We start from the raw sequence: 20,750 nt of genomic DNA, 5'->3' as shown, positions 1-20,750 counted from the left end.
TTATAGTGGCATAATCAGCCGCAGGCATGGAGCCTGAAGCCAACACCCTACGGAAACAAAAGACAACGGGAGATGTTCATGACCTGGGAATATGCGCTAATTGGGTTAGTCGTCGGTATCATTATTGGTGCTGTGGCCATGCGTTTTGGTAATCGTAAACTACGCCAGCAACAGGCGTTGCAGTACGAACTGGAAAAGAATAAAGCTGAACTGGACGAGTATCGCGAAGAGCTGGTTAGCCACTTTGCCCGCAGCGCGGAATTACTGGATACCATGGCGCACGACTATCGCCAGCTGTATCAGCACATGGCGAAAAGCTCCAGTAGCCTGCTGCCGGAACTGTCTGCGGAAGCAAACCCGTTCCGTAATCGTCTGGCAGAGTCTGAAGCCAGCAACGATCAGGCACCGGTGCAGATGCCTCGCGACTATTCTGAAGGCGCATCCGGCCTGCTGCGTACTGGCGCGAAGCGCGACTAATTTATTTTTCGGGCGCAGCCATTGCGCCCTCCTCTTCTCTCCCTCCCCGACTATCATTTAATCTGGTGTCTCATTGTTAGCCGTCTGAAAATTCAATAACATCAAACTGTTTTGAATCTCTTTTCTTATCATTCAGGTACGAGAGCAGGAATAATGAAAAAACAAACCCAGCTGTTGAGTGCATTAGCGTTAAGTGTCGGGTTAACTCTCTCGGCGTCATTTCAGGCCGTCGCGTCGATTCCAGGCCAGGTTGCCGATCAGGCCCCCCTCCCCAGTCTGGCTCCAATGCTGGAAAAAGTGCTTCCGGCAGTGGTGAGCGTACGGGTGGAAGGAACGGCCAGTCAGGGACAGAAAATCCCGGAAGAATTCAAAAAGTTTTTTGGTGATGATTTACCGGATCAACCTGCACAACCCTTCGAAGGTTTAGGCTCCGGTGTCATCATCAACGCCAATAAAGGCTATGTGCTGACCAACAACCATGTGATTAATCAGGCACAGAAAATCAGTATTCAGCTCAATGATGGGCGCGAGTTTGATGCAAAACTGATTGGTAGCGATGACCAGAGCGATATCGCCCTGTTGCAAATTCAAAACCCGAGCAAATTAACGCAAATCGCTATTGCCGACTCCGATAAATTGCGCGTCGGTGATTTTGCCGTGGCGGTCGGTAACCCATTTGGCCTTGGGCAAACCGCTACCTCCGGGATTATATCCGCATTAGGCCGCAGCGGTCTGAATCTCGAAGGTCTGGAAAACTTTATTCAAACTGATGCCTCCATTAACCGCGGCAATTCCGGTGGTGCGCTGTTAAACCTTAACGGTGAGTTAATTGGCATCAACACTGCAATCCTTGCGCCTGGCGGCGGTAGCGTCGGGATTGGATTTGCCATTCCCAGTAATATGGCGCGAACACTGGCGCAGCAGCTTATCGACTTTGGTGAAATCAAACGCGGTCTGTTAGGCATCAAAGGCACCGAGATGAGTGCCGATATCGCCAAAGCCTTCAACCTTGACGTGCAGCGTGGCGCGTTTGTCAGCGAAGTGTTGCCAGGTTCTGGCTCGGCGAAAGCGGGCGTCAAAGCGGGCGATATTATTACCAGCCTCAACGGCAAACCGCTGAATAGCTTTGCTGAGTTGCGCTCTCGTATCGCGACCACCGAGCCGGGCACAAAAGTGAAGCTTGGCCTGCTGCGTAACGGCAAACCACTGGAAGTAGAAGTGACGCTCGATACCAGCACCTCTTCGTCGGCCAGCGCTGAAATGATCACGCCAGCGCTGGAAGGTGCAACGTTGAGCGATGGTCAGCTAAAAGATGGTGGCAAAGGTATTAAGATCGATGAGGTTGTCAAAGGAAGCCCAGCTGCTCAGGCTGGCTTGCAAAAAGACGATGTGATCATTGGCGTCAACCGCGATCGGGTGAACTCGATTGCTGAAATGCGTAAAGTGCTGGCGGCAAAACCGGCCATAATCGCCTTGCAAATCATACGCGGCAATGAAAGCCTCTACCTACTAATGCGTTAATGTCGTAAACCGGGCATCAGGCTGACGTGTGATGTCCGGTTAACTCGTGGTATGCTGCTGCCGTTCCCTTTTTTAACGATGCCTCCATCATGTTTGTGAAGCTCTTACGTTCCGTTGCGATTGGATTAATTGTCGGCGCTATTCTGCTGGTTGCCATGCCTTCGCTGCGCAGCCTTAACCCGCTTTCCACTCCGCAATTTGACAGTACCGATGAGACGCCTGCCAGCTATAATCTGGCGGTTCGCCGCGCCGCGCCAGCGGTGGTTAACGTTTATAACCGCGGTTTGAACACCAACTCTCACAACCAGCTTGAGATCCGCACCCTGGGATCTGGTGTAATCATGGATCAACGCGGGTATATCATCACCAATAAACACGTGATCAACGACGCCGATCAGATCATCGTCGCCTTACAGGATGGACGTGTTTTTGAAGCGTTACTGGTTGGCTCTGACTCTCTAACCGATCTGGCGGTGCTGAAAATTAACGCCACAGGCGGTTTACCAACGATTCCGATCAATCCACGCCGCGTACCGCACATTGGCGATGTGGTTCTGGCGATCGGTAACCCGTACAACCTCGGGCAGACCATTACCCAGGGGATTATCAGTGCCACGGGTCGAATCGGTCTGAACCCGACCGGGCGGCAAAACTTCCTGCAAACCGATGCTTCCATTAACCACGGTAACTCTGGCGGCGCGCTGGTGAACTCGCTGGGCGAACTGATGGGCATTAACACGCTGTCGTTTGATAAGAGTAACGATGGCGAAACGCCGGAAGGTATCGGCTTTGCGATTCCTTTCCAGTTAGCGACCAAAATTATGGATAAACTGATCCGTGATGGCCGTGTGATCCGTGGCTACATTGGCATTGGTGGACGTGAGATCGCCCCATTACATGCGCAGAGTGGCGGCATGGATCAACTGCAAGGGATCGTGGTTAACGAAGTGTCGCCTGATGGCCCAGCGGCAAATGCAGGCATCCAGGTCAACGATCTGATTATCTCTGTGAATAACAAACCCGCTATTTCCGCCCTGGAGACAATGGATCAGGTCGCGGAAATTCGCCCTGGTTCGGTGATCCCGGTTGTCGTGATGCGTGACGATAAACAGTTAACATTGCAGGTCACCATTCAGGAATATCCGGCGACCAACTAAGGTCAGCGTAAAAAAACAAAAACCGGAGTCTGTGCTCCGGTTTTTTATTATCCGCTAATCAATTACTTATTAACGAACTCTTCGCCCAGGGCGATATCTTTCTTCAGCGTATCCAGCATACCTTCCAGCGCGTTCTGTTCAAATGCGCTCAGAGTACCGATAGATTTACGCTCTTCCACGCCGTTTTTACCCAGCAGCAGCGGTTGAGAGAAGAAACGAGCGTACTGACCGTCGCCTTCAACGTAGGCACATTCGACAACGCCTTGTTCGCCCTGCAGTGCGCGAACCAGAGACAGACCAAAACGTGCAGCTGCCTGGCCCATAGACAGGGTTGCAGACCCGCCACCGGCTTTCGCTTCAACCACCTCAGTACCCGCGTTCTGGATACGTTTGGTCAGATCAGCCACTTCCTGCTCGGTAAAACTAACGCCAGGAACCTGTGACAGCAGCGGCAGAATGGTAACACCAGAGTGACCACCAATAACCGGCACTTCAACTTCGCCTGGCTGTTTGCCTTTCAGTTCCGCAACAAAGGTGTTGGAACGAATGATATCCAGCGTGGTAACGCCGAACAGTTTGTTTTTGTCATAAACACCGGCTTTTTTCAGCACTTCAGCAGCAATCGCAACTGTAGTGTTAACCGGGTTAGTGATAATACCAATGCACGCTTTCGGGCAGGTTTTCGCAACTTGCTGTACCAGGTTTTTCACGATGCCGGCGTTAACGTTAAACAGGTCGGAACGATCCATACCCGGTTTACGCGCTACGCCTGCAGAGATAAGAACGACATCTGCACCTTCCAGCGCCGGAGTCGCATCTTCACCTGAAAAACCTTTGATTTTCACAGCAGTAGGGATATGGCTCAGATCGACAGCCACACCGGGAGTCACTGGAGCGATATCATACAGAGAGAGTTCTGAACCTGAAGGCAGTTGGGTTTTTAACAGTAGTGCAAGCGCCTGGCCAATACCGCCAGCAGCGCCGAGGACTGCGACTTTCATCCTAAACTCCTTATTATATTGATAAACTAAGATATGTTGCTCCGCTGCCGCGACCTTAATCCACAAAATTGCCGTTTACAATGACCACATCTCAAGAATGTGTAGTCACGCAAGTTTAGCGTTTATGCATTTAATTGCCGTAATCAGGAACCTAACTTACGTAATTAACAGTCACTTATGCATTAGCGCAACATTCCAACAGGTGGTGACAATATACCCTACCGCTCAGCCAAAACAATATCAATTTGATAACAATTAATTTACTTTTAAGCAGAATTTGCAGGCCGTGACGCAGGCATGTTTCTCAATAACGAAATTTGATAAAATCCCGCTCTTTCATAACATTATTTCAGCCTTCTTCAGGGCTGACTGTTTGCATAAAAATTCATCTGTATGCACAATAATGTTGTATCAACCACCATATCGGGTGACTTATGCGAAGCTCGGCTAAGCAAGAAGAACTAGTTAAAGCATTTAAAGCATTACTTAAAGAAGAGAAATTTAGCTCCCAGGGCGAAATCGTCGCCGCGTTGCAGGAGCAAGGCTTTGACAATATTAATCAGTCTAAAGTCTCGCGGATGTTGACCAAGTTTGGTGCTGTACGTACACGCAATGCCAAAATGGAAATGGTTTACTGCCTGCCAGCTGAACTGGGTGTACCAACCACCTCCAGTCCATTGAAGAATCTGGTACTGGATATCGACTACAACGATGCAGTTGTCGTGATTCATACCAGCCCTGGTGCGGCGCAGTTAATTGCTCGCCTGCTGGACTCACTGGGCAAAGCAGAAGGTATTCTGGGCACCATCGCTGGCGATGACACCATCTTTACTACCCCTGCTAACGGTTTCACCGTCAAAGAGCTGTACGAAGCGATTTTAGAGCTGTTCGACCAGGAGCTTTAATCTCTGCCCCGTCGCTTCTGGCGGCGGGGAAAATGTTGCTTTTGCCTATCAACCCCCTGCTTTCCCCTGCGATTCATTTAACGAATAGTGCGTTTTACTGCGACATATCATTCACACAATGAATACATATAGTAAAAAAGCACATTATGCAAAATTCATTATCTAATTGAAAATACTATAATTAACAATAAATGATCGTGTTTTTAATTCTTTTTTGTTATTAAAATTCACATTTTTAACACTTAGTATCAACTGAAACAGTTAGCGTGGTATTAATTAGTTCAATAATTAGTGTATACTTGATTTTGTGATATGGGTCACGAAACAAAGGCCCAGCTAAAAGATTATGTCGAGGTAAAAATCATGAAAATCAAAACCACTGTTGCTGCATTAAGTGTGCTTTCTGTTCTCTCTTTCGGTGCATTCGCTGCCGACTCCATTGATGCTGCACAAGCACAAAATCGTGAAGCAATCGGGACCGTATCCGTAAGTGGTGTGGCGTCTTCGCCAATGGATATGCGTGAAATGCTGAACAAAAAAGCGGAAGAGAAAGGCGCAACGGCCTACCAGATTACTGAAGCTCGTAGTGGTGACACCTGGCACGCTACGGCTGAACTGTACAAATAAACCCTCATCGTCTTGTCCGACGATATTGCCCCCGGTTCGGGGGCTTTTTTTGCGCTAATGACGAACATTAAAACGCAAATGCCCTTCCAGCTCTTCCTCTGCCTCATCAAACAGCAATATTAACGCGCCAAAACGGCGACGCGTTTTCTCTCCCAGATGAACAAATTCAATCTCAAGTGGTAGCGGCAGGACATCGTTCATTAACACATCCCATAGTGAGTCGAGATCGCGTACCTTATCTTTCGCCAGACCAAAGGTTTGGCTAAAGTCACGATAAAAATCCTCCTGACTCTCAATCTCATCAAAATCAAAGGTATAAATATTCATCTGTTGCCACCGTCACGTTTCGCGGCGAGTTCTGCCGTTCATCGCTAAGTATAGCCATGAAAAAACCGACGCTTCGGGCGCCGGTTTTGACTTAACTATCGGTCAACGCATGTTGATACTTATGGAGCATACCCGTAAGCCGATGTACTGGTTCCGTCACCTGCGGTGGCGCTTGCCAGATGCGTAGCTTTTCCTGGTAGATTTCCAGTTCTTCCAGCAACTGGCCAAAGTACCGACGACGTTTATCATCGCTACGGGCAGATATCACATGGTCTGCTGTGCGGCGCATTTGCCGGTGAAACGCCGATAAATCCTCGTTAACCGGAATCGGCGCATCACGCAGGCGCTGGTGCGCGATAATCATCGTCAGCGCCAAGCGAAATTTCGGCAAATCCCCCGGGAACTTATTCATCAGCAAAAACAGCTGCTGATAAAGTGCCGGGAGGTGATTCTCTTTACGACGTGCCACATTGGTAGTCATCGCGGAAACAGCGGCAGAAACAAACTGATTAAGCAGTACACGTCCAGTCCTGTCGCGCGATTTATCCCGCACCAGCAAAATAACGGTGAACGCGAGCACACAGCCGACGATTTGCCCTAATGCGCTGTCGAGAAACTGACTGAAATGGAAAGTCATCGGGTTATCCAGCACGATAATGTTTATGGTGCTGGCCAACGCCCCCATCGAGCCCAATCTCCGTTTCTGTACTTCTATACCGAGGAAGAATCCCAGCACTGCCAGGCTAATACACAGCAGCAACATGCTCTGTTGGGTATTAGGGATAATCACCAAAAAGTAGAGCAGCCCTAACGGTAGCGCTGCCAGTGTCCCGTAGATAAAGTCGATCGCCACCATGCGTGGATTCGGCAAACGCATTGCCAGTGACGTCACTACCGCAATCATCACCATTGCACCACTGCCGGAAGTCCAGCCCGTCCACAGCCAGAAAAGCGTGCCCAGAATGCAAGAAAGTGTGGTTCGCCAGAAGTTAACCATTGCATGATGACGTTCGGCTGACTCTACTTTTACTTCCGGTTCGCCTTGCAGGATCTCTTCTTCGGTGGCGTTGATTTTTGTGTTACTGATAACGCCGCGCTTGAGAAGCTGATAACGCGTTGCCGCCGCGACCCAGCTATAAATGGTGACAGGCGTTTCCCGTTCCCCGGTCCAGGCGATCACTCTCCGCAGGCGTTTGAGCTGCTTGTGGACGTCCTGCGCAGTTTCTACCGGCGTGTCAAAAAATTCGCGGAAAGTATCAGTGATCAATTCCGGGCGCGTATTCTGAATAAGATAAGTTTCGCAGGATTGGGTAATCAGCGTCAGCGATAGCGTATTGATCGCTTTTAAACGTCGATTGGCCCGCGCCCAGCGGGAAGATTCCATATTCAGGTTGCTGCGCATACCTTGTAACGCCGTAGTACGTCGCACCAGATCGCCCCAGGCTTTATCGACAACTTCACCATCGCCATGCTTGATACAGAGTTGCATTAATTGATATTGCGCAACCAGCAAACTTTCCAGCTCTCGATCCACTTCTTGTTTGATCGATCGCGGAGAAAAGAGCAAATCCGCCATAATTGCACACACAATACCGATAACGATCTCGCTACAACGTTCGACGGCAAACTGCGGCGTAAGCAATGGTTCCGGCTGAATGGTGATCACAATGATCAGCGCGGTATAACCGGCCAGCCCCCACGCATACGAGTTTTCTATTCGTACCAGCGAGGATATCCAGGTACAAAAACCGGCCCAGATACAGCACACCAGAATCATCAATAATGGTGCTCGGATCATCGCAATGATGATTACCAGTCCGGCAATACAGCCAATAAATGTGCCGATGATGCGCAAAAAGCCACGATAGCGAATGGCGCCAGAATACGGTTCACCTCCCGCAGCAAAGGCCGGACCGGCGGCAACAATCGCCGCTGTCAGTACCGCCCAGCGTGGCGTTTCCAGCTGGAAGTGAAAGCCAACAAACAGCGCCAGTACAATGGCGGTCGCCAGTTTTACCGCAAAGCGAATATGTTGATTAGCAATGGAGAAAATACCCATCGTGATTAACCAAACTCACGCAGGCGATGAGCCATTTTACGGAAGAACGAATCCTGACTTTCGTCGCGATCTTGTTTGCCAGTGACTACCACCGTAGCAGTGGTGCCCGCAGGCCAGATGTTCTCTTGCTGGTTGTCGAGACGAATACGTACCGGAACACGTTGCGCCAAACGTACCCATTCAAGGTTAGAGTCGATGGTCGCCATCCCTTTGTCGTCACGCGTGCTGCTGGCATTGGTGACCCCTGCGGCAACACTATCAACAGTCCCTTTCAGCACTTTGTTACTGCCAAGCGGCGTGATCTCCGCACGATACCCAGGGCGCACCCCTTCCAGCTTAGTTTCTTCCATATAGGCCAGTACATAGAAGGAGTTCTGTTTCACCAGCGCAACCGCCGTTGATCCTCGAGTAATAAACTCACCGGTATAGACGTTGAGGTTGGTCACCCAGCCATCTGCTGGCGCGCGGATGACTGTACGTTCAAGATCCAGTTTTGCCAGATCGCGGGTCGCCTGCGCTTTCGCTAACTGATGCAGAACTGTTTGTAGTACGTTGTTGGCCTGGTCGATCTCTTCGCGAGACATCGCCTGCACACCGAGACGGTTACGACGTCCGGCCTCCTGGCGTTTCTCCTGCGCCAGTACCTGATAATAAGCAACATCGGCTTGCGCTTCCTCAAGCGCCTTTTGATAACGCGGCTGGTCGATGGTGAACAGTACCTGTCCTTTTTTCACCAGCTGGTTATCATGAACATTCACCTGGGTAATGAGTCCAGAAACGTCCGGCGCGATCGCAACGACGTCAGCGCTAAAGCGCGCGTCACGCGTCCACGGGGATTCGGTGTAATAGACCCAGGCATTAAAAATTGCGATGAAGGCCAGAATGACTAATACGACCGTGATGGCCGTACGGGAGAATTTTCTTATTAGTGTTTTCACTTCAACCTCAAACGAACAGTCGCGATATCAAATAAAACAAGCAGCAATAGAGCGCGGTGTTGAACAACGCCGGATGCCAGACAAAGTCGTAAATACCTGTTGGCACAAGTACCCGGCGCACCAGCCAGAAAATCGCCAGTGATAAAAGCAATTCGAAAAATATCGGTGGGAAGGACAGCCCAAACACCACGATAACGGGAAACAGACTCATGTTGACCTTGGTTGTATAGAGAGAGCAGGCGTTATTATTTTCAGCATCTGTCGCCGCAGAGAAGGGCATGGAAAGCCGGGCGAGAGCAACATTGCTGTAGATTGATATTTAATATATTAACGTAACTGTTATGCTGTTATCTATATTATGTGATCTAAATCACTTTTAAGTCAGAGTGAATAATGGAACGACTAAAACGCATGTCGGTGTTTGCCAAAGTAGTTGAATTTGGCTCTTTTACCGCCGCCGCCAGACAGCTACAGATGAGCGTTTCGTCCATCAGTCAGACGGTGTCAAAACTGGAAGATGAGTTGCAGGTAAAGCTGTTAAACCGTAGCACACGCAGCATTGGCCTGACCGAAGCCGGTAGAATTTACTACCAGGGCTGCCGTCGGATGCTCCATGAAGTGCAGGATGTTCATGAGCAACTGTATGCCTTCAATAACACCCCCATCGGGACGCTGCGCATTGGCTGTTCTTCAACTATGGCACAAAATGTTCTCGCCGGGCTGACAGCAAAAATGCTGAAAGAATACCCAGGTTTGAGCGTCAATCTGGTTACCGGAATTCCTGCCCCCGACCTGATTGCCGACGGTCTGGATGTGGTGATCCGCGTCGGCGCGTTGCAAGATTCCAGCCTGTTTTCCCGCCGTCTGGGCGCGATGCCAATGGTGGTGTGCGCCGCAAAAAGCTATCTCACACAATACGGCATACCAGAAAAACCCGCCGATTTAAGTAGTCATTCATGGCTTGAATACAGCGTGCGACCCGACAATGAATTTGAACTGATCGCACCGGAAGGGATCTCGACTCGCCTGATCCCGCAAGGGAGATTTGTGACTAATGATCCGATGACGCTGGTGCGCTGGCTGACTGCAGGCGCTGGGATCGCCTACGTGCCGTTGATGTGGGTGATCAACGAGATCAATCGCGGGGAACTGGAGATCCTGCTGCCACGTTACCAGTCAGACCCACGCCCGGTTTATGCGTTATATACCGAAAAAGATAAGCTGCCGCTGAAGGTACAAGTCGTGATCAACTCGCTAACGGATTATTTTGTTGAGGTCGGTAAATTGTTTCAGGAGATGCACGGGCGCGGGAAAGAGAAGTAATTAATATTGTACTGTTACGTTGTACAAACCTGTGCCAACGGGTTCCCCTCACCCTAACCCCAGAAGGGCGAGGGGACCGTTCGTACACGGAGAAGGATTAATTATCCTTCTGAAAATACTGAAATTATTACGCAGTACCGCCAACAGTCAGGTTATCAACTTTCAGCGTTGGCTGGCCCACGCCAACCGGCAAACTTTGCCCTTCTTTACCGCAGACACCCACGCCGTTATCCAGTTTCAGGTCGTTGCCAACCATCGAAATCTGCTGCATGGTTTCGATACCGGAACCAATCAACGTTGCGCCTTTCACCGGCTTAGTTACTTTACCGTTTTCAATAAGATACGCTTCTGAGGTGGAGAAAACGAATTTGCCGGAGGTGATATCCACCTGGCCGCCACCAAAGTTCGGTGCATAGATACCGTACTCAACGGATTCAATAATTTCCTGCGGGGTCGATTTACCCGGCAGCATATAGGTGTTGGTCATACGCGGCATGGGCAGATGAGCGTAGGATTCACGGCGACCGTTGCCAGTCGGCGTCATCCCCATCAAACGCGCGTTGAGTTTATCCTGCATGTAGCCTTTCAGAATGCCGTTCTCAATCAGCACGTTGTACTGGCCTGGCGTACCTTCGTCATCAATCGCCACCGAACCACGGCGATCGACCATCGTGCCATCATCAACCACGGTACACAGTTCTGAAGCCACCAACTCCCCGACCTGTCCACTAAATACTGAAGTGCCACGGCGGTTGAAGTCGCCTTCCAGACCGTGACCCACCGCTTCATGCAACAGCACGCCCGGCCAACCTGCGCCAAGTACTACCGGCATGGTGCCCGCTGGTGCAGCAACGGCAGAAAGATTGACCAGCGCCATACGCACTGCTTCTTTTGCCCACGCATCCGCACGGACTTCGCCGTCGAGATCAGCAAGGAAGAACTCATAACCAAAACGACCGCCGCCACCACTGGCACCGCGTTCGCGTTTGCCATCTTCTTCGACCAAAACGCTCACGGAAAGACGCACCAGCGGACGGACATCCGCCGCTAGTGTGCCGTCGGTGGCCGCAACCAGAATTAATTCATAGACACCACTGAGGCTGGCAGTCACTTCCTGTACGCGCTTGTCCGCTTCGCGGGCAACCTTATCGACGCGACGCAGAATATCCAACTTCTCTTCACGGCTCATGCTTTGCAGCGGATCTACCGAGGTATATAACGGGCTATGCTCTACCGCGCCCAGCGTCTGTACTTTGCCATCACCACTATCACGGACGATGGTGCGCGCCGCTTGTGCACTCTGTTCCAGCGCCAGCAGGCTGATTTGGTCAGCATAAGCAAATCCGGTTTTTTCACCACTGATTGCACGCACGCCAACGCCCTGATCGATGTTGTAAGAACCATCTTTAATAATACGGTCTTCTAAAACCCAGGATTCGTGATAGCTCGACTGAAAATAGAGATCGCCATAATCAAGGCGACGTTCGGCCAGTTGACCGAGGATCGCGAACAAGTCCTGATGTTTCAGGCCGTTCGCCGCTAGCAATTGTTCACTTACCAGGTTCAGACTCATCGTTTTTGCTACTCGTTAGTTACTGCAGTAGAGGATTTTTTACGGCTGCCGGATGCGGCGTGAACGCCCTGTCCGGCCTACGGTTATGTTCTGGCTCGTTGGCCTTTGGCAACGATTATCATATGAGATTGGGGCAATTACGCGCCCTCGTCAAATCATTGCGCTTTTTCTTTACGCGGTTGTCGCAACACTTCGTTGATTTGCGGATCGTCCAGCGGACCCGAAATGTGATAGCGCAAAATGGAGACTTTGCTCCACAGCGGACCCAGCACTTTACTGGCGGCAAACACTGCCGCGCCAACAATGGGGTTAACCGCAAAGGCCGCAGCCACACCCACCGTCGCAGAAATCTCTGGTGCGACAACCGCTTCCATATTCAGGTCGCGACGTACCAGATTTACCGACCCTTTCATAGCGATGTCCGCTTCCAGGCCATCCACCAGCGTGTCGTCGGTGTGCATAACGCCGTCTTTAATCCACGCGGTGCTGCGAATGGAGTCAAAATAGAACCCTTCGCCAAAAGTGTCTCTGAAATCAAAACGCAGCTTACGCATCAGGGCATCTACGCTCAATAAGCGCAGCAATTGCCCGGCATGTCCGGTATTGATTTCGGTAATTTCGCCTTTACCCAGTTGAGTATGAATGATGCCATTCAACGTCGCCTCATCTGGCTGCCAGGGTGCTTTGCGCCAGTGTAAATCGTAATCCACATTAAATGACGACTGGCGTACGGGCGTCGTGACACCAAAAAATTCTGCGGCGGCATCAATTTTCTGCCCGCGCAGTTTTCCTTTCAGCGAGGTACGTTCATTCCCCGGATTGTTAACCCATTCACCATCGGCAGTGAGCCGCGAAAAACCAGTATCAATCAGTCCATTAGTCAGCGTTAACGTATCGCCAGAAATGGTGATATCACTGTCAATACGACCGAATTTTTGCCCCCAGAACCAGCACTCTGCGCATCGTATTTGTGCGTCTGGCCAGCCACGGAAGTTAATGCGTTCCGTTGTCGGGAAAGGTGATGACTGTGTTGAATCACCACGAGTTTTCGCCACGCTTGGGTTGTAATAAAGATATTTGATATTCGCCAGCCACGGTGCGTTATTACGCATCGCCAGCGTGGCGTTGATTTCACGCCCTTGCGCCTCAACCAGGGTGCCATTTGCCGTCGGTTGCGAAACAATACTCAGGTTATTCCATTGCTGATTTCCCAGCGACAACATAGGCGTACGTAACGTTATGTGTTGTGGGAAACTCGCTGCACCACCGACACTCTCCGCCGCGCCTTTCTGGAACAGGGCCAGCCACTCGGCACCATTCATCGGCGGCATATTGAGTTCAACGCCACTTTGTTCCGGCAACGGCGGGAGCGTTTTACTGTCTGCCGCCCAAATAGCACGATCGAGCGTCAGCTTTTGACCGAGCAACCAGCGGCTATTGAAATGGTTATCCGCACCAGCCTGTCCGGTTAATTCAAAGCTGTTGAGATTGCCATCAACCTTAACGTTTACCGGTAGTGGTTCACCCGCAGGTTTGGCTAACGGTGAAGGTAAGTGACTGCTCACATTCTTCAAATCGCCGTTCAGCTCTACGTTATACGTCGCGCCAGCATGATAAGGCAGCTCAATGCCCACTTTACCATCCCACGCCACGCTGCCACTTAATGCTTCGTTCACCGCTGCAGGCAGAAAGCCGATTTTCGCTGGTTGCCAGTTACCGTTGAGATTCACCGCGACCTGGTAGGCTTTTGCCCCTTCTTTGGTGGAAAAATCCACGTTCAACGGCTGATTAAACCAGCTTGCTGTCAGTGGTTCACTTTGCAGATCGCCATTGATAAAGCTGAATTTACCGCTCAAATTTTTCAGGGTGCTGTCGAGTGGCTTGATAAACAGACTGTTATTACGCAGCGTCACTTCCCCTTTCGCGGTTACCAACTCGCCGTTCAGCGGGATATCAAGATGTAAGCGAGCATTCACATCGCCGTCGAGCTTGAGTTCTTGCAGGGTCGCACCCAGGGAATCTTTCAGCGGTGTCTCATCAAAGTAAGGGCCAACGGCTTTACCCGGACCTTTAATGTCAGCGTCAATCAGCAGTTTTTCTTTTGAGTAGTCAGGGATCACTGCGGTGAGATTACTCGCGCGCACGCCGCCCAGATTAACGCCATCGGTTTTCATCCATAAACCGTCGTTAATAAAGTCCAGTTCAATATCAAGGTTAGTTAATGCAGGCCAGTCCGGCTGGAAGGCAAACTTCGCGTTGCGCAGCGGCACCAGCACTTCAAACTGACCTTCGTTGTGTTTATAGGGGAAGAGTTGCGGATTGCCACCATAAACCAGCGTCGCGTTATCCGCTTCACCGCCCTGAATCGCGCCACTTAAGTAATCAACCAGGTCTTTACCCATCAAGTTTTCCGGGAAATAGCGCCAGGCTTGTGAACCATCATCGGTACTGATGCCAGCCAGAATACCCAGCCAGGGTTCATCGTTAGCAGGTTGCAGGTAACGAAAACCGCCGCGCGCATGGACGGCTTTGGCTTTAACGTCAATATTACGCCCATCCAGCTGGAAACCTTTGTCATTGTTCAGCCAGCTTATCGTTGCCTGGCCGTCGGCGATTTCCAGTGGCGCACGGAATACCGTTTCGTAAGGCATCTTTGCCTGCTTCATCGACGCAGTAAGCAAACCATTTTCTACGCTGCCGGAAAGCGTCCCGGAGAAGTGTTCCGCACCCGGTAATAATTTCCATTGCTTCCAGGCCAGATCGCTCCACGATGCCTGAAAACGGGTCTTGTCTGCCGCCAGAAGCGGGATATCCAGCGCCAGAGTGTTAATCTTGCCGCTCGGTTGTGTGGAGCGCCAAACATCACCCAGTGCAGGTGAAAGTTTCGCGACCAGCGGGCGTACGCCCTCCAGGCCTGCCAGCTCCAGATTACTGGCGCGAATCCGGAGTTCGTCACTGCGTTTATTGTCTTTGCCGCCAACGTCCTGTTCCGGTATCCAGGCCAGCGTCAATGCTCCGCTCGGCCAGGGTTTGCCGTCCATCGTGATCCGTGTATCGGGAATAGAGAACTGCCATCCCGGATTTTCACGCGTAATATGCGCAGTCAGATTATCCACCGACAGCGTATGTGTTTCCTTCTCGCCCAACCAGCTGGCACCGCCCTGTTTCAGCCAGACGTCACCGCCGGTTACATCGCCTTTGTCGATCGTCATCCAGCCTTCAAGGGAGAACTGTGCCGTTTCCAGCGCAATATTGTCCTGCATCCATTTACCGAGCCACGGCTTCAGGTCGATGTCATCCGCCTGGAGCCAGACGCGACCATTGCTTAACAACCCCTCATCATCGCGCAAATCCATACGCACCTGCATCACGCCGTGCTGTCCGGTAAGGCTGGAGAGGCTTACCAGGCCTTCCGCACGGTGTCGACGTGGATCGTTCAGCCAGGTGAGCTGTGGGATCGCCAGCTCGGCGCGCTGACCGGATGGCGTCAGGAAACTGACTTCACTGTCGCGGAGATCGAAATGGTCAAATTGACGAAGAAACAGATCGCTGATGTGACTGGCTTCCAGGCTATCATTACCACCGCCGCTGGTGATAGGAGTGTTGGTGCGAAAGCGCAGCTGCCAGAAAGTGAGGTCGCGAAACTGCCAGCGCATATGTAACAGGCTCTGCCAGACATCCAGCGCAAGAGTAACGCGTTTAACCGAAAATTCGCCGCCATCTTTTAGTTCTGCACGGATGTCGTGCGCTTCAAGCGTCGGACCAAAATTCTGCCAGCTGGCTGAGAGCTGACTGGCTTCTACCGGCATGCCAGTCGCGGATTCTATTTTGTTGAGGATTTCCGGACGCCAGGCGTCAAGATGCGGTAAAGCAATACGCAGGCCGCTAACCAGCAGGGCAGCGATCACAACGAGCGCGGCTCCAGTAAGCAGTAAAATCCCCGGCAATCGCCTCACCCGTCACTCCTTGTCTGCTAAAAATGTGACTCAAAAACCCTTTGCCGGATGGCGGCCCAGCATCTGTTTACATCATTACGACGTCAAACTGCTCCTGGTTATAGAGCGGTTCAATTTGTACTTTAACCTGTTTGCCAACGAAAATTTCCACTTCCGCCAGCGAGTGTGACTCTTCGCCTTTCAAGGCTTCGGCTACTGCCGGAGAAGCATAGACCAGGAAACGGTCGGAGTCGTAAGCATGGTGGACACGAACAATCTCGCGCATGATTTCATAGCATACCGTTTCCACGGTTTTCACCGTTCCGCGACCGTGGCAGGTTGGGCATTCGTTACACAGTACGTGCTCAATGCTTTCGCGGGTGCGTTTACGCGTCATCTCCACCAGCCCCAGCGCCGAAAAACCATTAACGCTGGTTTTCACCCGATCTTTGCTCAGCGCCTGCTCCAGCGAGTGCAGCACGCGGCGACGGTGATCTTCATTATTCATATCGATGAAATCAATAATGATAATCCCGCCCAGATTGCGCAACCGTAACTGGCGAGCGATAGCCTGCGTCGCTTCAATATTGGTATTGAAAATGGTGTCGTCCAGATTGCGATGACCGACAAACGCTCCGGTATTGATGTCCACGGTGGTCATCGCTTCGGTCTGGTCGATAATCAGATAACCACCGGATTTCAGTTCTACTTTGCGTTCCAGCGCTCGCTGAATTTCGTTTTCGACATCAAAGAGATCGAAAATCGGCTGGCGTCCGGTGTAATGCTCCAGCTTGCTGGTCATCTCGGGAATGTACTCCGAGGTAAACTCCAGCAATGCTTCGTAAGTCAGGCGTGAGTCAACGCGAATGCGGTCGAGTTCGGCGTCGGCGAAATCACGCAGAACACGCTGCGCCAGCGCCAGTTCTCCGTACAGCTGATAACGGGTCTGCGGGCGTTTTTTACGCTCCATAACTTTGGTCCAGACGCGTTTCAGATAAGCGGCATCGGAGGCCAGTTCAGCCTCGCCAACCCCTTCCGCTGCAGTACGGATGATAAACCCGCCCTGCTCGTCGCAATACTCTGCGACCACTTTTTTCAGGCGTTCACGTTCTGATTCGCTTTCAATTCGTTGGGATACCCCAACGTGAGAAGCCCCTGGCATAAACACCAGATAGCGAGAAGGCAGCGTGATATCGGTGGTCAGGCGCGCACCTTTAGTGCCAAGCGGATCTTTCACCACCTGCACCATCAGATCTTGCCCCTGACGGACCAGTTCCGAGATGTCGCGCACCGTGAATTGCTTTTGTTCTTCACCCGCCACACATTCAGTGTGCGGCATGATGTCAGATGCATGAAGAAACGCGGCTTTATCCAGCCCAATATCTACAAAAGCCGCCTGCATACCCGGAAGTACACGACTTACACGACCCTTGTAGATATTGCCTACTATTCCGCGTCGCGCCTCACGTTCAATATGAATTTCCTGCAGAATACCGCCATCAATATACGCCACTCGAGTTTCCGAAGGCGTTACGTTTACCAACAATTCAGCCGTCATGTTTATCCCTTTTCTCACGCAGTGCGTTAAAATTACTTAATAATTCATACGTTTCAACCAGCGGTAAGCCGACTACGGCGTGAAAGCTGCCATTTATCTTCCTGACAAAACAGCCACCCAGCCCCTGAATACCGTATGCACCTGCTTTATCTAACGGTTCGCCGCTGGCGACATAGCCCGCGATGTCTTCGTCTGTTAACGTTCTGAAAGTCACATCGGTGACCACCAGGCAATCGAGAATGTGCTGGCTGTCAGCCAACGCCACTGCCGTCATCACCTGATGGGTCTGACCCGATAATTTGCGCAACATCTGCGCCGCATGCTCTGCGTCGCGCGGTTTCTCGAGCACTTCTCCGTTCAGGATAACGATAGTATCCGCACCCAGCACCGGGAGATCCTGCTCCGTTTGCGCGACACCCGCCTGTGCTTTCTCGCGCGCCAGACGCACAACATACTGCTGCGCGCTCTCCTGCGGCTGACGCTGCTCCTCAATGCCCGTAACAATACGTTCAAAGGTCACGCCAAGTTGCGCAAGTAACTCCTGACGACGCGGAGAACCGGAAGCTAAATACAGAGAAGTCATAGAAACCTTTATTGCACTGCAAACTGCTGACGGACTTTACGCATCAGCAAGAAAATCCACGGCCAGAGCACCCCATTGACTACACTACTCCAGAACACTTCCGGTCTGAAAGAGACGTTAATCACTAAAAACTCTGCCCAGAAAACAATAATATCCACCACCAGCGAAAGCAACATGACGACCAGCGCCTGCTGCCATAATGCGAGGTTGCGGAAAAGCTGGTATTTCAGCGCCACCAGGTAAGCAATGATGCTCATCGCCAATACGCGTACGCCAAGCGTCGAGCCGCTGATCAGATCCAGTATGGCACCCATCACAAAACCTGTGCCCACATTTACGCGATGGGGCAAGGCCAGGATCCAATACAACAAGATGAGTAACACCCAGTTTGGCCGGAAAACAATCAGATTATCCGGCCAGGGCATGATTTGCAGCAACAGCGCAATGAGGAAAGAGAGCCAGATTACCCAGCGTCCCTGGCTACGATAGCTCGCCACTATTATCCTCCCGGCGCACGCGCAGGCGGTTGAGCACCACTTTGCGGCGGCGTAGCCCTTTGTGGAGAGCGATTAGCTGCGGGCTGTGTGGGCGCAGCAGGCGCAGTAACTGCATTTCCTGTCGCCGGTTGCTGCGGAGTCGGCTGAGTGATCCCCGTTGCCGGTTCAGGTAACTTTGGCCCCATCGCGTCTGGCGAAGGCAATACCTGCGGCATCATCTGCATCAAACGTTCATTAGCAACACGATGCACCTTTTCCGGCGTCATCGGGTTAGCGCCGTTACGATCCGCGCCCCACAGCAGCAGCAGATAACGCAAACGTTGCAGTCCTGCAGTCGGACGCGCCTGAATCACAGTATAAGCGCGCTGGGTATCGAGTTTTACGGAAGAGACAACCGCGACCGGATAGCCTTCCGGGAAACGACCGCCCAGACCGGAAGTCACCAGCACATCACCAACACGAATATCCGTATTCGCTGGCAGATGCTCAAGCTGCAAATCATCCGTACAACCGTTACCGGCTGCAATTACGCGGATATCGTTGCGCAGCACCTGGATTGGCAGCGCGTGGGTCGCATCACAAATCAGCAGCACGCGGCTGGTCAGTTTAGCGACGGCCACCACCTGACCAACAACACCTTTGTCGCTGATAACCGGCTGGCCTTCATAAACGCCATTAACGCTACCTTTATCGATAACAACTTGATCGCTATAAGGATCGTTAACCGTGGAGATAACCTGAGTCACCATTTTCTGCTCATCCTGACGCAGCGGGGAACCCAGTAGCTCGCGCAGACGCGCGTTCTCCTGTTTGTATTGTCCAAGCATCAGCAGTTCACTGTTTTTCAGCAACAGTTCCTGACGTAACGCCCGGTTTTCAAGTTCTAGTTGGTCACGCGAGGCCAGCGTCTGCGATACGCCATCCAGCAATTCACGAGGAGCATTGGAAACAAAGTAGAAAGGACTGACGGCGGTATCCATATAAGTACGGATTTGACTGAACGTCCCCAGGCGGCTGTCGGCAATAATAATGCCGAGCGCCACCAGCACCGCCAGAATAAGGCGAATCTGTAGCGACGGGCCACGGCTAAAAATTGGCTTCATAAGTTATGCGTATTCTCGTATCAGACCAGGCAGGGTAAACAGACACTTCCCCTGCCTGCATCCGATTACTCTTCGCTGAACAGGTCGCCGCCGTGCATGTCGATCATTTCCAGCGCTTTGCCGCCACCGCGCGCCACACAGGTCAGCGGGTCTTCAGCAACAACGACTGGAATGCCGGTTTCTTCCATTAACAAACGGTCAAGGTTACGCAGCAGTGCGCCACCACCGGTGAGCACCATGCCGCGCTCGGAGATATCGGAAGCCAGTTCCGGCGGGCACTGTTCCAGTGCAACCATTACCGCGCTCACAATACCGGTCAGCGGTTCCTGCAGTGCTTCGAGGATTTCGTTGGAGTTCAGGGTAAAACCGCGTGGAACACCTTCTGCAAGGTTACGGCCACGAACTTCGATTTCACGGACTTCATCGCCCGGGTAAGCCGAACCGATTTCGTGCTTGATACGTTCTGCGGTGGCTTCACCGATCAGAGAACCGTAATTACGACGTACATAGTTGATGATAGCTTCGTCGAAACGGTCACCACCAATGCGCACGGAAGAGGAGTAAACCACGCCGTTCAAGGAGATAACAGCAACTTCAGTGGTACCACCACCGATATCAACCACCATAGAACCGGTCGCTTCAGAAACCGGCAGGCCAGCACCAATTGCGGCAGCCATCGGTTCTTCAATCAGGAAGACTTCACGGGCACCAGCGCCCTGCGCGGATTCACGAATTGCGCGGCGTTCAACCTGGGTCGCGCCAACCGGCACACAAACCAGAACGCGCGGGCTTGGACGCATAAAGCTGTTGCTGTGCACTTGTTTGATGAAGTGCTGGAGCATTTTTTCAGTCACGAAGAAGTCGGCGATAACGCCGTCTTTCATTGGGCGAATGGCAGCAATATTGCCCGGCGTACGGCCCAGCATCTGCTTCGCGTCATGACCTACTGCAGCTACGCTTTTCGGTGAACCGGCACGATCCTGACGAATGGCCACCACGGAAGGCTCATTCAATACGATGCCTTGTCCTTTTACATAAATGAGGGTATTCGCAGTACCCAGGTCAATGGACAAGTCATTGGAAAACATGCCACGAAATTTTTTCAACATACTAAGGGATAATCCTGAAAGCTGGGGCGGAAAAGAAAATCCGCTTACTTTACCAAC

The 20,750-nt window shown here is 51.7% G+C and carries 18 protein-coding genes; 6 read left to right on the top strand and 12 right to left on the bottom strand.

What is annotated here, in order from left to right; genetic code table 11:
• The first annotated feature begins 78 nt into the window (after nt 1–78).
• From zapG to degS, 3 genes are all read left to right on the top strand, one after another.
• A complete protein-coding gene (zapG, locus tag C4F37_RS19425; protein ID WP_001295270.1) occupies nt 79–477 on the top strand; it encodes a Z-ring associated protein ZapG in 399 nt (132 codons plus the stop codon).
• Between the two features lie 153 nt (nt 478–630).
• Nucleotides 631–1,998 carry a serine endoprotease DegQ gene (gene degQ, locus C4F37_RS19420; protein WP_001296452.1) on the top strand — a complete coding sequence of 456 codons (1,368 nt, stop codon included), beginning with the start codon at nt 631–633 and terminating at the stop codon, nt 1,996–1,998.
• 89 nt (nt 1,999–2,087) lie between these two features.
• Complete coding sequence (degS, locus tag C4F37_RS19415) at nt 2,088–3,155, top strand: outer membrane-stress sensor serine endopeptidase DegS (RefSeq protein ID WP_000497726.1); 1,068 nt, start codon at nt 2,088–2,090, stop codon at nt 3,153–3,155.
• 62 nt (nt 3,156–3,217) lie between these two features.
• On the opposite strand, the gene mdh is transcribed toward degS, so the two are convergent.
• Nucleotides 3,218–4,156, bottom strand: coding sequence for a malate dehydrogenase (mdh, locus tag C4F37_RS19410; protein WP_001295272.1), 939 nt, complete (start codon nt 4,154–4,156; stop codon nt 3,218–3,220).
• Between the two features lie 434 nt (nt 4,157–4,590).
• Between mdh and argR the strand changes: the two genes are divergently transcribed.
• Together argR and yhcN are read left to right on the top strand one after the other, a co-directional pair.
• Nucleotides 4,591–5,061 (top strand): transcriptional regulator ArgR, encoded by a 471-nt coding sequence (argR, locus tag C4F37_RS19405; RefSeq protein ID WP_001257847.1) that lies wholly within the window; start codon nt 4,591–4,593, stop codon nt 5,059–5,061.
• 363 nt (nt 5,062–5,424) lie between these two features.
• Nucleotides 5,425–5,688 (top strand): peroxide/acid stress response protein YhcN, encoded by a 264-nt coding sequence (gene yhcN, locus C4F37_RS19400; RefSeq protein ID WP_000695690.1) that lies wholly within the window; start codon nt 5,425–5,427, stop codon nt 5,686–5,688.
• Between the two features lie 54 nt (nt 5,689–5,742).
• On the opposite strand, the gene C4F37_RS19395 is transcribed toward yhcN, so the two are convergent.
• The 4 genes from C4F37_RS19395 to aaeX all read right to left on the bottom strand — a co-directional run bounded on the left by C4F37_RS19395 (nt 5,743) and on the right by aaeX (nt 9,223).
• On the bottom strand, nt 5,743–6,015 hold the full coding sequence (locus tag C4F37_RS19395) for a barstar family protein (RefSeq protein ID WP_001029013.1): 273 nt from the start codon (nt 6,013–6,015) through the stop codon (nt 5,743–5,745).
• 91 nt (nt 6,016–6,106) lie between these two features.
• Nucleotides 6,107–8,074, bottom strand: a complete 1,968-nt coding sequence (gene aaeB / locus C4F37_RS19390) for a p-hydroxybenzoic acid efflux pump subunit AaeB (protein WP_000510964.1) — start codon at nt 8,072–8,074, stop codon at nt 6,107–6,109.
• A 5-nt stretch (nt 8,075–8,079) separates the two neighbouring features.
• Nucleotides 8,080–9,012: a p-hydroxybenzoic acid efflux pump subunit AaeA gene (gene aaeA / locus C4F37_RS19385; protein WP_000854033.1), complete on the bottom strand. Its 933-nt coding sequence runs from the start codon at nt 9,010–9,012 to the stop codon at nt 8,080–8,082.
• 7 nt (nt 9,013–9,019) lie between these two features.
• On the bottom strand, nt 9,020–9,223 hold the full coding sequence (gene aaeX, locus C4F37_RS19380; protein ID WP_000051841.1) for a p-hydroxybenzoic acid efflux pump operon protein AaeX: 204 nt from the start codon (nt 9,221–9,223) through the stop codon (nt 9,020–9,022).
• A 182-nt stretch (nt 9,224–9,405) separates the two neighbouring features.
• Between aaeX and aaeR the strand changes: the two genes are divergently transcribed.
• Complete coding sequence (gene aaeR, locus C4F37_RS19375) at nt 9,406–10,335, top strand: HTH-type transcriptional activator AaeR (RefSeq protein WP_000440317.1); 930 nt, start codon at nt 9,406–9,408, stop codon at nt 10,333–10,335.
• Between the two features lie 127 nt (nt 10,336–10,462).
• Here aaeR and tldD read toward each other — a convergent pair whose 3' ends face one another.
• From tldD to mreB, 7 genes are all read right to left on the bottom strand, one after another.
• Nucleotides 10,463–11,908: a metalloprotease TldD gene (gene tldD, locus C4F37_RS19370; protein WP_000055909.1), complete on the bottom strand. Its 1,446-nt coding sequence runs from the start codon at nt 11,906–11,908 to the stop codon at nt 10,463–10,465.
• 155 nt (nt 11,909–12,063) lie between these two features.
• A complete protein-coding gene (gene yhdP / locus C4F37_RS19365) occupies nt 12,064–15,864 on the bottom strand; it encodes an AsmA2 domain-containing protein YhdP (protein ID WP_001539851.1) in 3,801 nt (1,266 codons plus the stop codon).
• Nucleotides 15,865–15,931: 67 nt separating this feature from the next.
• Complete coding sequence (gene rng, locus C4F37_RS19360; protein WP_000123197.1) at nt 15,932–17,401, bottom strand: ribonuclease G; 1,470 nt, start codon at nt 17,399–17,401, stop codon at nt 15,932–15,934.
• On the bottom strand, nt 17,391–17,984 hold the full coding sequence (yhdE, locus tag C4F37_RS19355) for a nucleoside triphosphate pyrophosphatase YhdE (RefSeq protein WP_001539853.1): 594 nt from the start codon (nt 17,982–17,984) through the stop codon (nt 17,391–17,393). Before yhdE ends, rng begins: the two co-directional genes overlap by 11 nt.
• Nucleotides 17,985–17,992: 8 nt before the next feature.
• Nucleotides 17,993–18,481, bottom strand: coding sequence for a rod shape-determining protein MreD (mreD, locus tag C4F37_RS19350; protein ID WP_000179409.1), 489 nt, complete (start codon nt 18,479–18,481; stop codon nt 17,993–17,995).
• A 2-nt stretch (nt 18,482–18,483) separates the two neighbouring features.
• Nucleotides 18,484–19,584, bottom strand: coding sequence for a rod shape-determining protein MreC (gene mreC, locus C4F37_RS19345; RefSeq protein WP_001774051.1), 1,101 nt, complete (start codon nt 19,582–19,584; stop codon nt 18,484–18,486).
• 65 nt (nt 19,585–19,649) lie between these two features.
• On the bottom strand, nt 19,650–20,693 hold the full coding sequence (gene mreB / locus C4F37_RS19340; RefSeq protein WP_000913396.1) for a rod shape-determining protein MreB: 1,044 nt from the start codon (nt 20,691–20,693) through the stop codon (nt 19,650–19,652).
• Between the last annotated feature and the right edge of the window lie 57 nt (nt 20,694–20,750).

The sequence above is a fragment of the Escherichia sp. R1 genome (assembly GCF_003000935.1).
In the GTDB taxonomy this organism is placed as follows: domain Bacteria; phylum Pseudomonadota; class Gammaproteobacteria; order Enterobacterales; family Enterobacteriaceae; genus Escherichia; species Escherichia coli.
The sequence above is the reverse complement of the archived record's forward strand: the minus strand, read 5'-3'. Positions and strand labels throughout refer to the sequence as shown.

Excerpts from the sequence above, each read along its gene's own strand:
- degQ (WP_001296452.1), top strand. The coding sequence starts at position 631 with ATGAAAAAACAAACCCAGCTGTTGAGTGCATTAGCGTTAAGTGTCGGG.
- yhdE (WP_001539853.1), bottom strand. The coding sequence starts at position 17,984 with ATGACTTCTCTGTATTTAGCTTCCGGTTCTCCGCGTCGTCAGGAGTTA.
- tldD (WP_000055909.1), bottom strand. The coding sequence starts at position 11,908 with ATGAGTCTGAACCTGGTAAGTGAACAATTGCTAGCGGCGAACGGCCTG.
- mdh (WP_001295272.1), bottom strand. The coding sequence starts at position 4,156 with ATGAAAGTCGCAGTCCTCGGCGCTGCTGGCGGTATTGGCCAGGCGCTT.
- mreC (WP_001774051.1), bottom strand. The coding sequence starts at position 19,584 with ATGAAGCCAATTTTTAGCCGTGGCCCGTCGCTACAGATTCGCCTTATT.
- zapG (WP_001295270.1), top strand. The coding sequence starts at position 79 with ATGACCTGGGAATATGCGCTAATTGGGTTAGTCGTCGGTATCATTATT.
- aaeB (WP_000510964.1), bottom strand. The coding sequence starts at position 8,074 with ATGGGTATTTTCTCCATTGCTAATCAACATATTCGCTTTGCGGTAAAA.
- C4F37_RS19395 (WP_001029013.1), bottom strand. The coding sequence starts at position 6,015 with ATGAATATTTATACCTTTGATTTTGATGAGATTGAGAGTCAGGAGGAT.
- aaeX (WP_000051841.1), bottom strand. The coding sequence starts at position 9,223 with ATGAGTCTGTTTCCCGTTATCGTGGTGTTTGGGCTGTCCTTCCCACCG.
- argR (WP_001257847.1), top strand. The coding sequence starts at position 4,591 with ATGCGAAGCTCGGCTAAGCAAGAAGAACTAGTTAAAGCATTTAAAGCA.
- rng (WP_000123197.1), bottom strand. The coding sequence starts at position 17,401 with ATGACGGCTGAATTGTTGGTAAACGTAACGCCTTCGGAAACTCGAGTG.
- degS (WP_000497726.1), top strand. The coding sequence starts at position 2,088 with ATGTTTGTGAAGCTCTTACGTTCCGTTGCGATTGGATTAATTGTCGGC.
- yhcN (WP_000695690.1), top strand. The coding sequence starts at position 5,425 with ATGAAAATCAAAACCACTGTTGCTGCATTAAGTGTGCTTTCTGTTCTC.
- mreB (WP_000913396.1), bottom strand. The coding sequence starts at position 20,693 with ATGTTGAAAAAATTTCGTGGCATGTTTTCCAATGACTTGTCCATTGAC.
- aaeR (WP_000440317.1), top strand. The coding sequence starts at position 9,406 with ATGGAACGACTAAAACGCATGTCGGTGTTTGCCAAAGTAGTTGAATTT.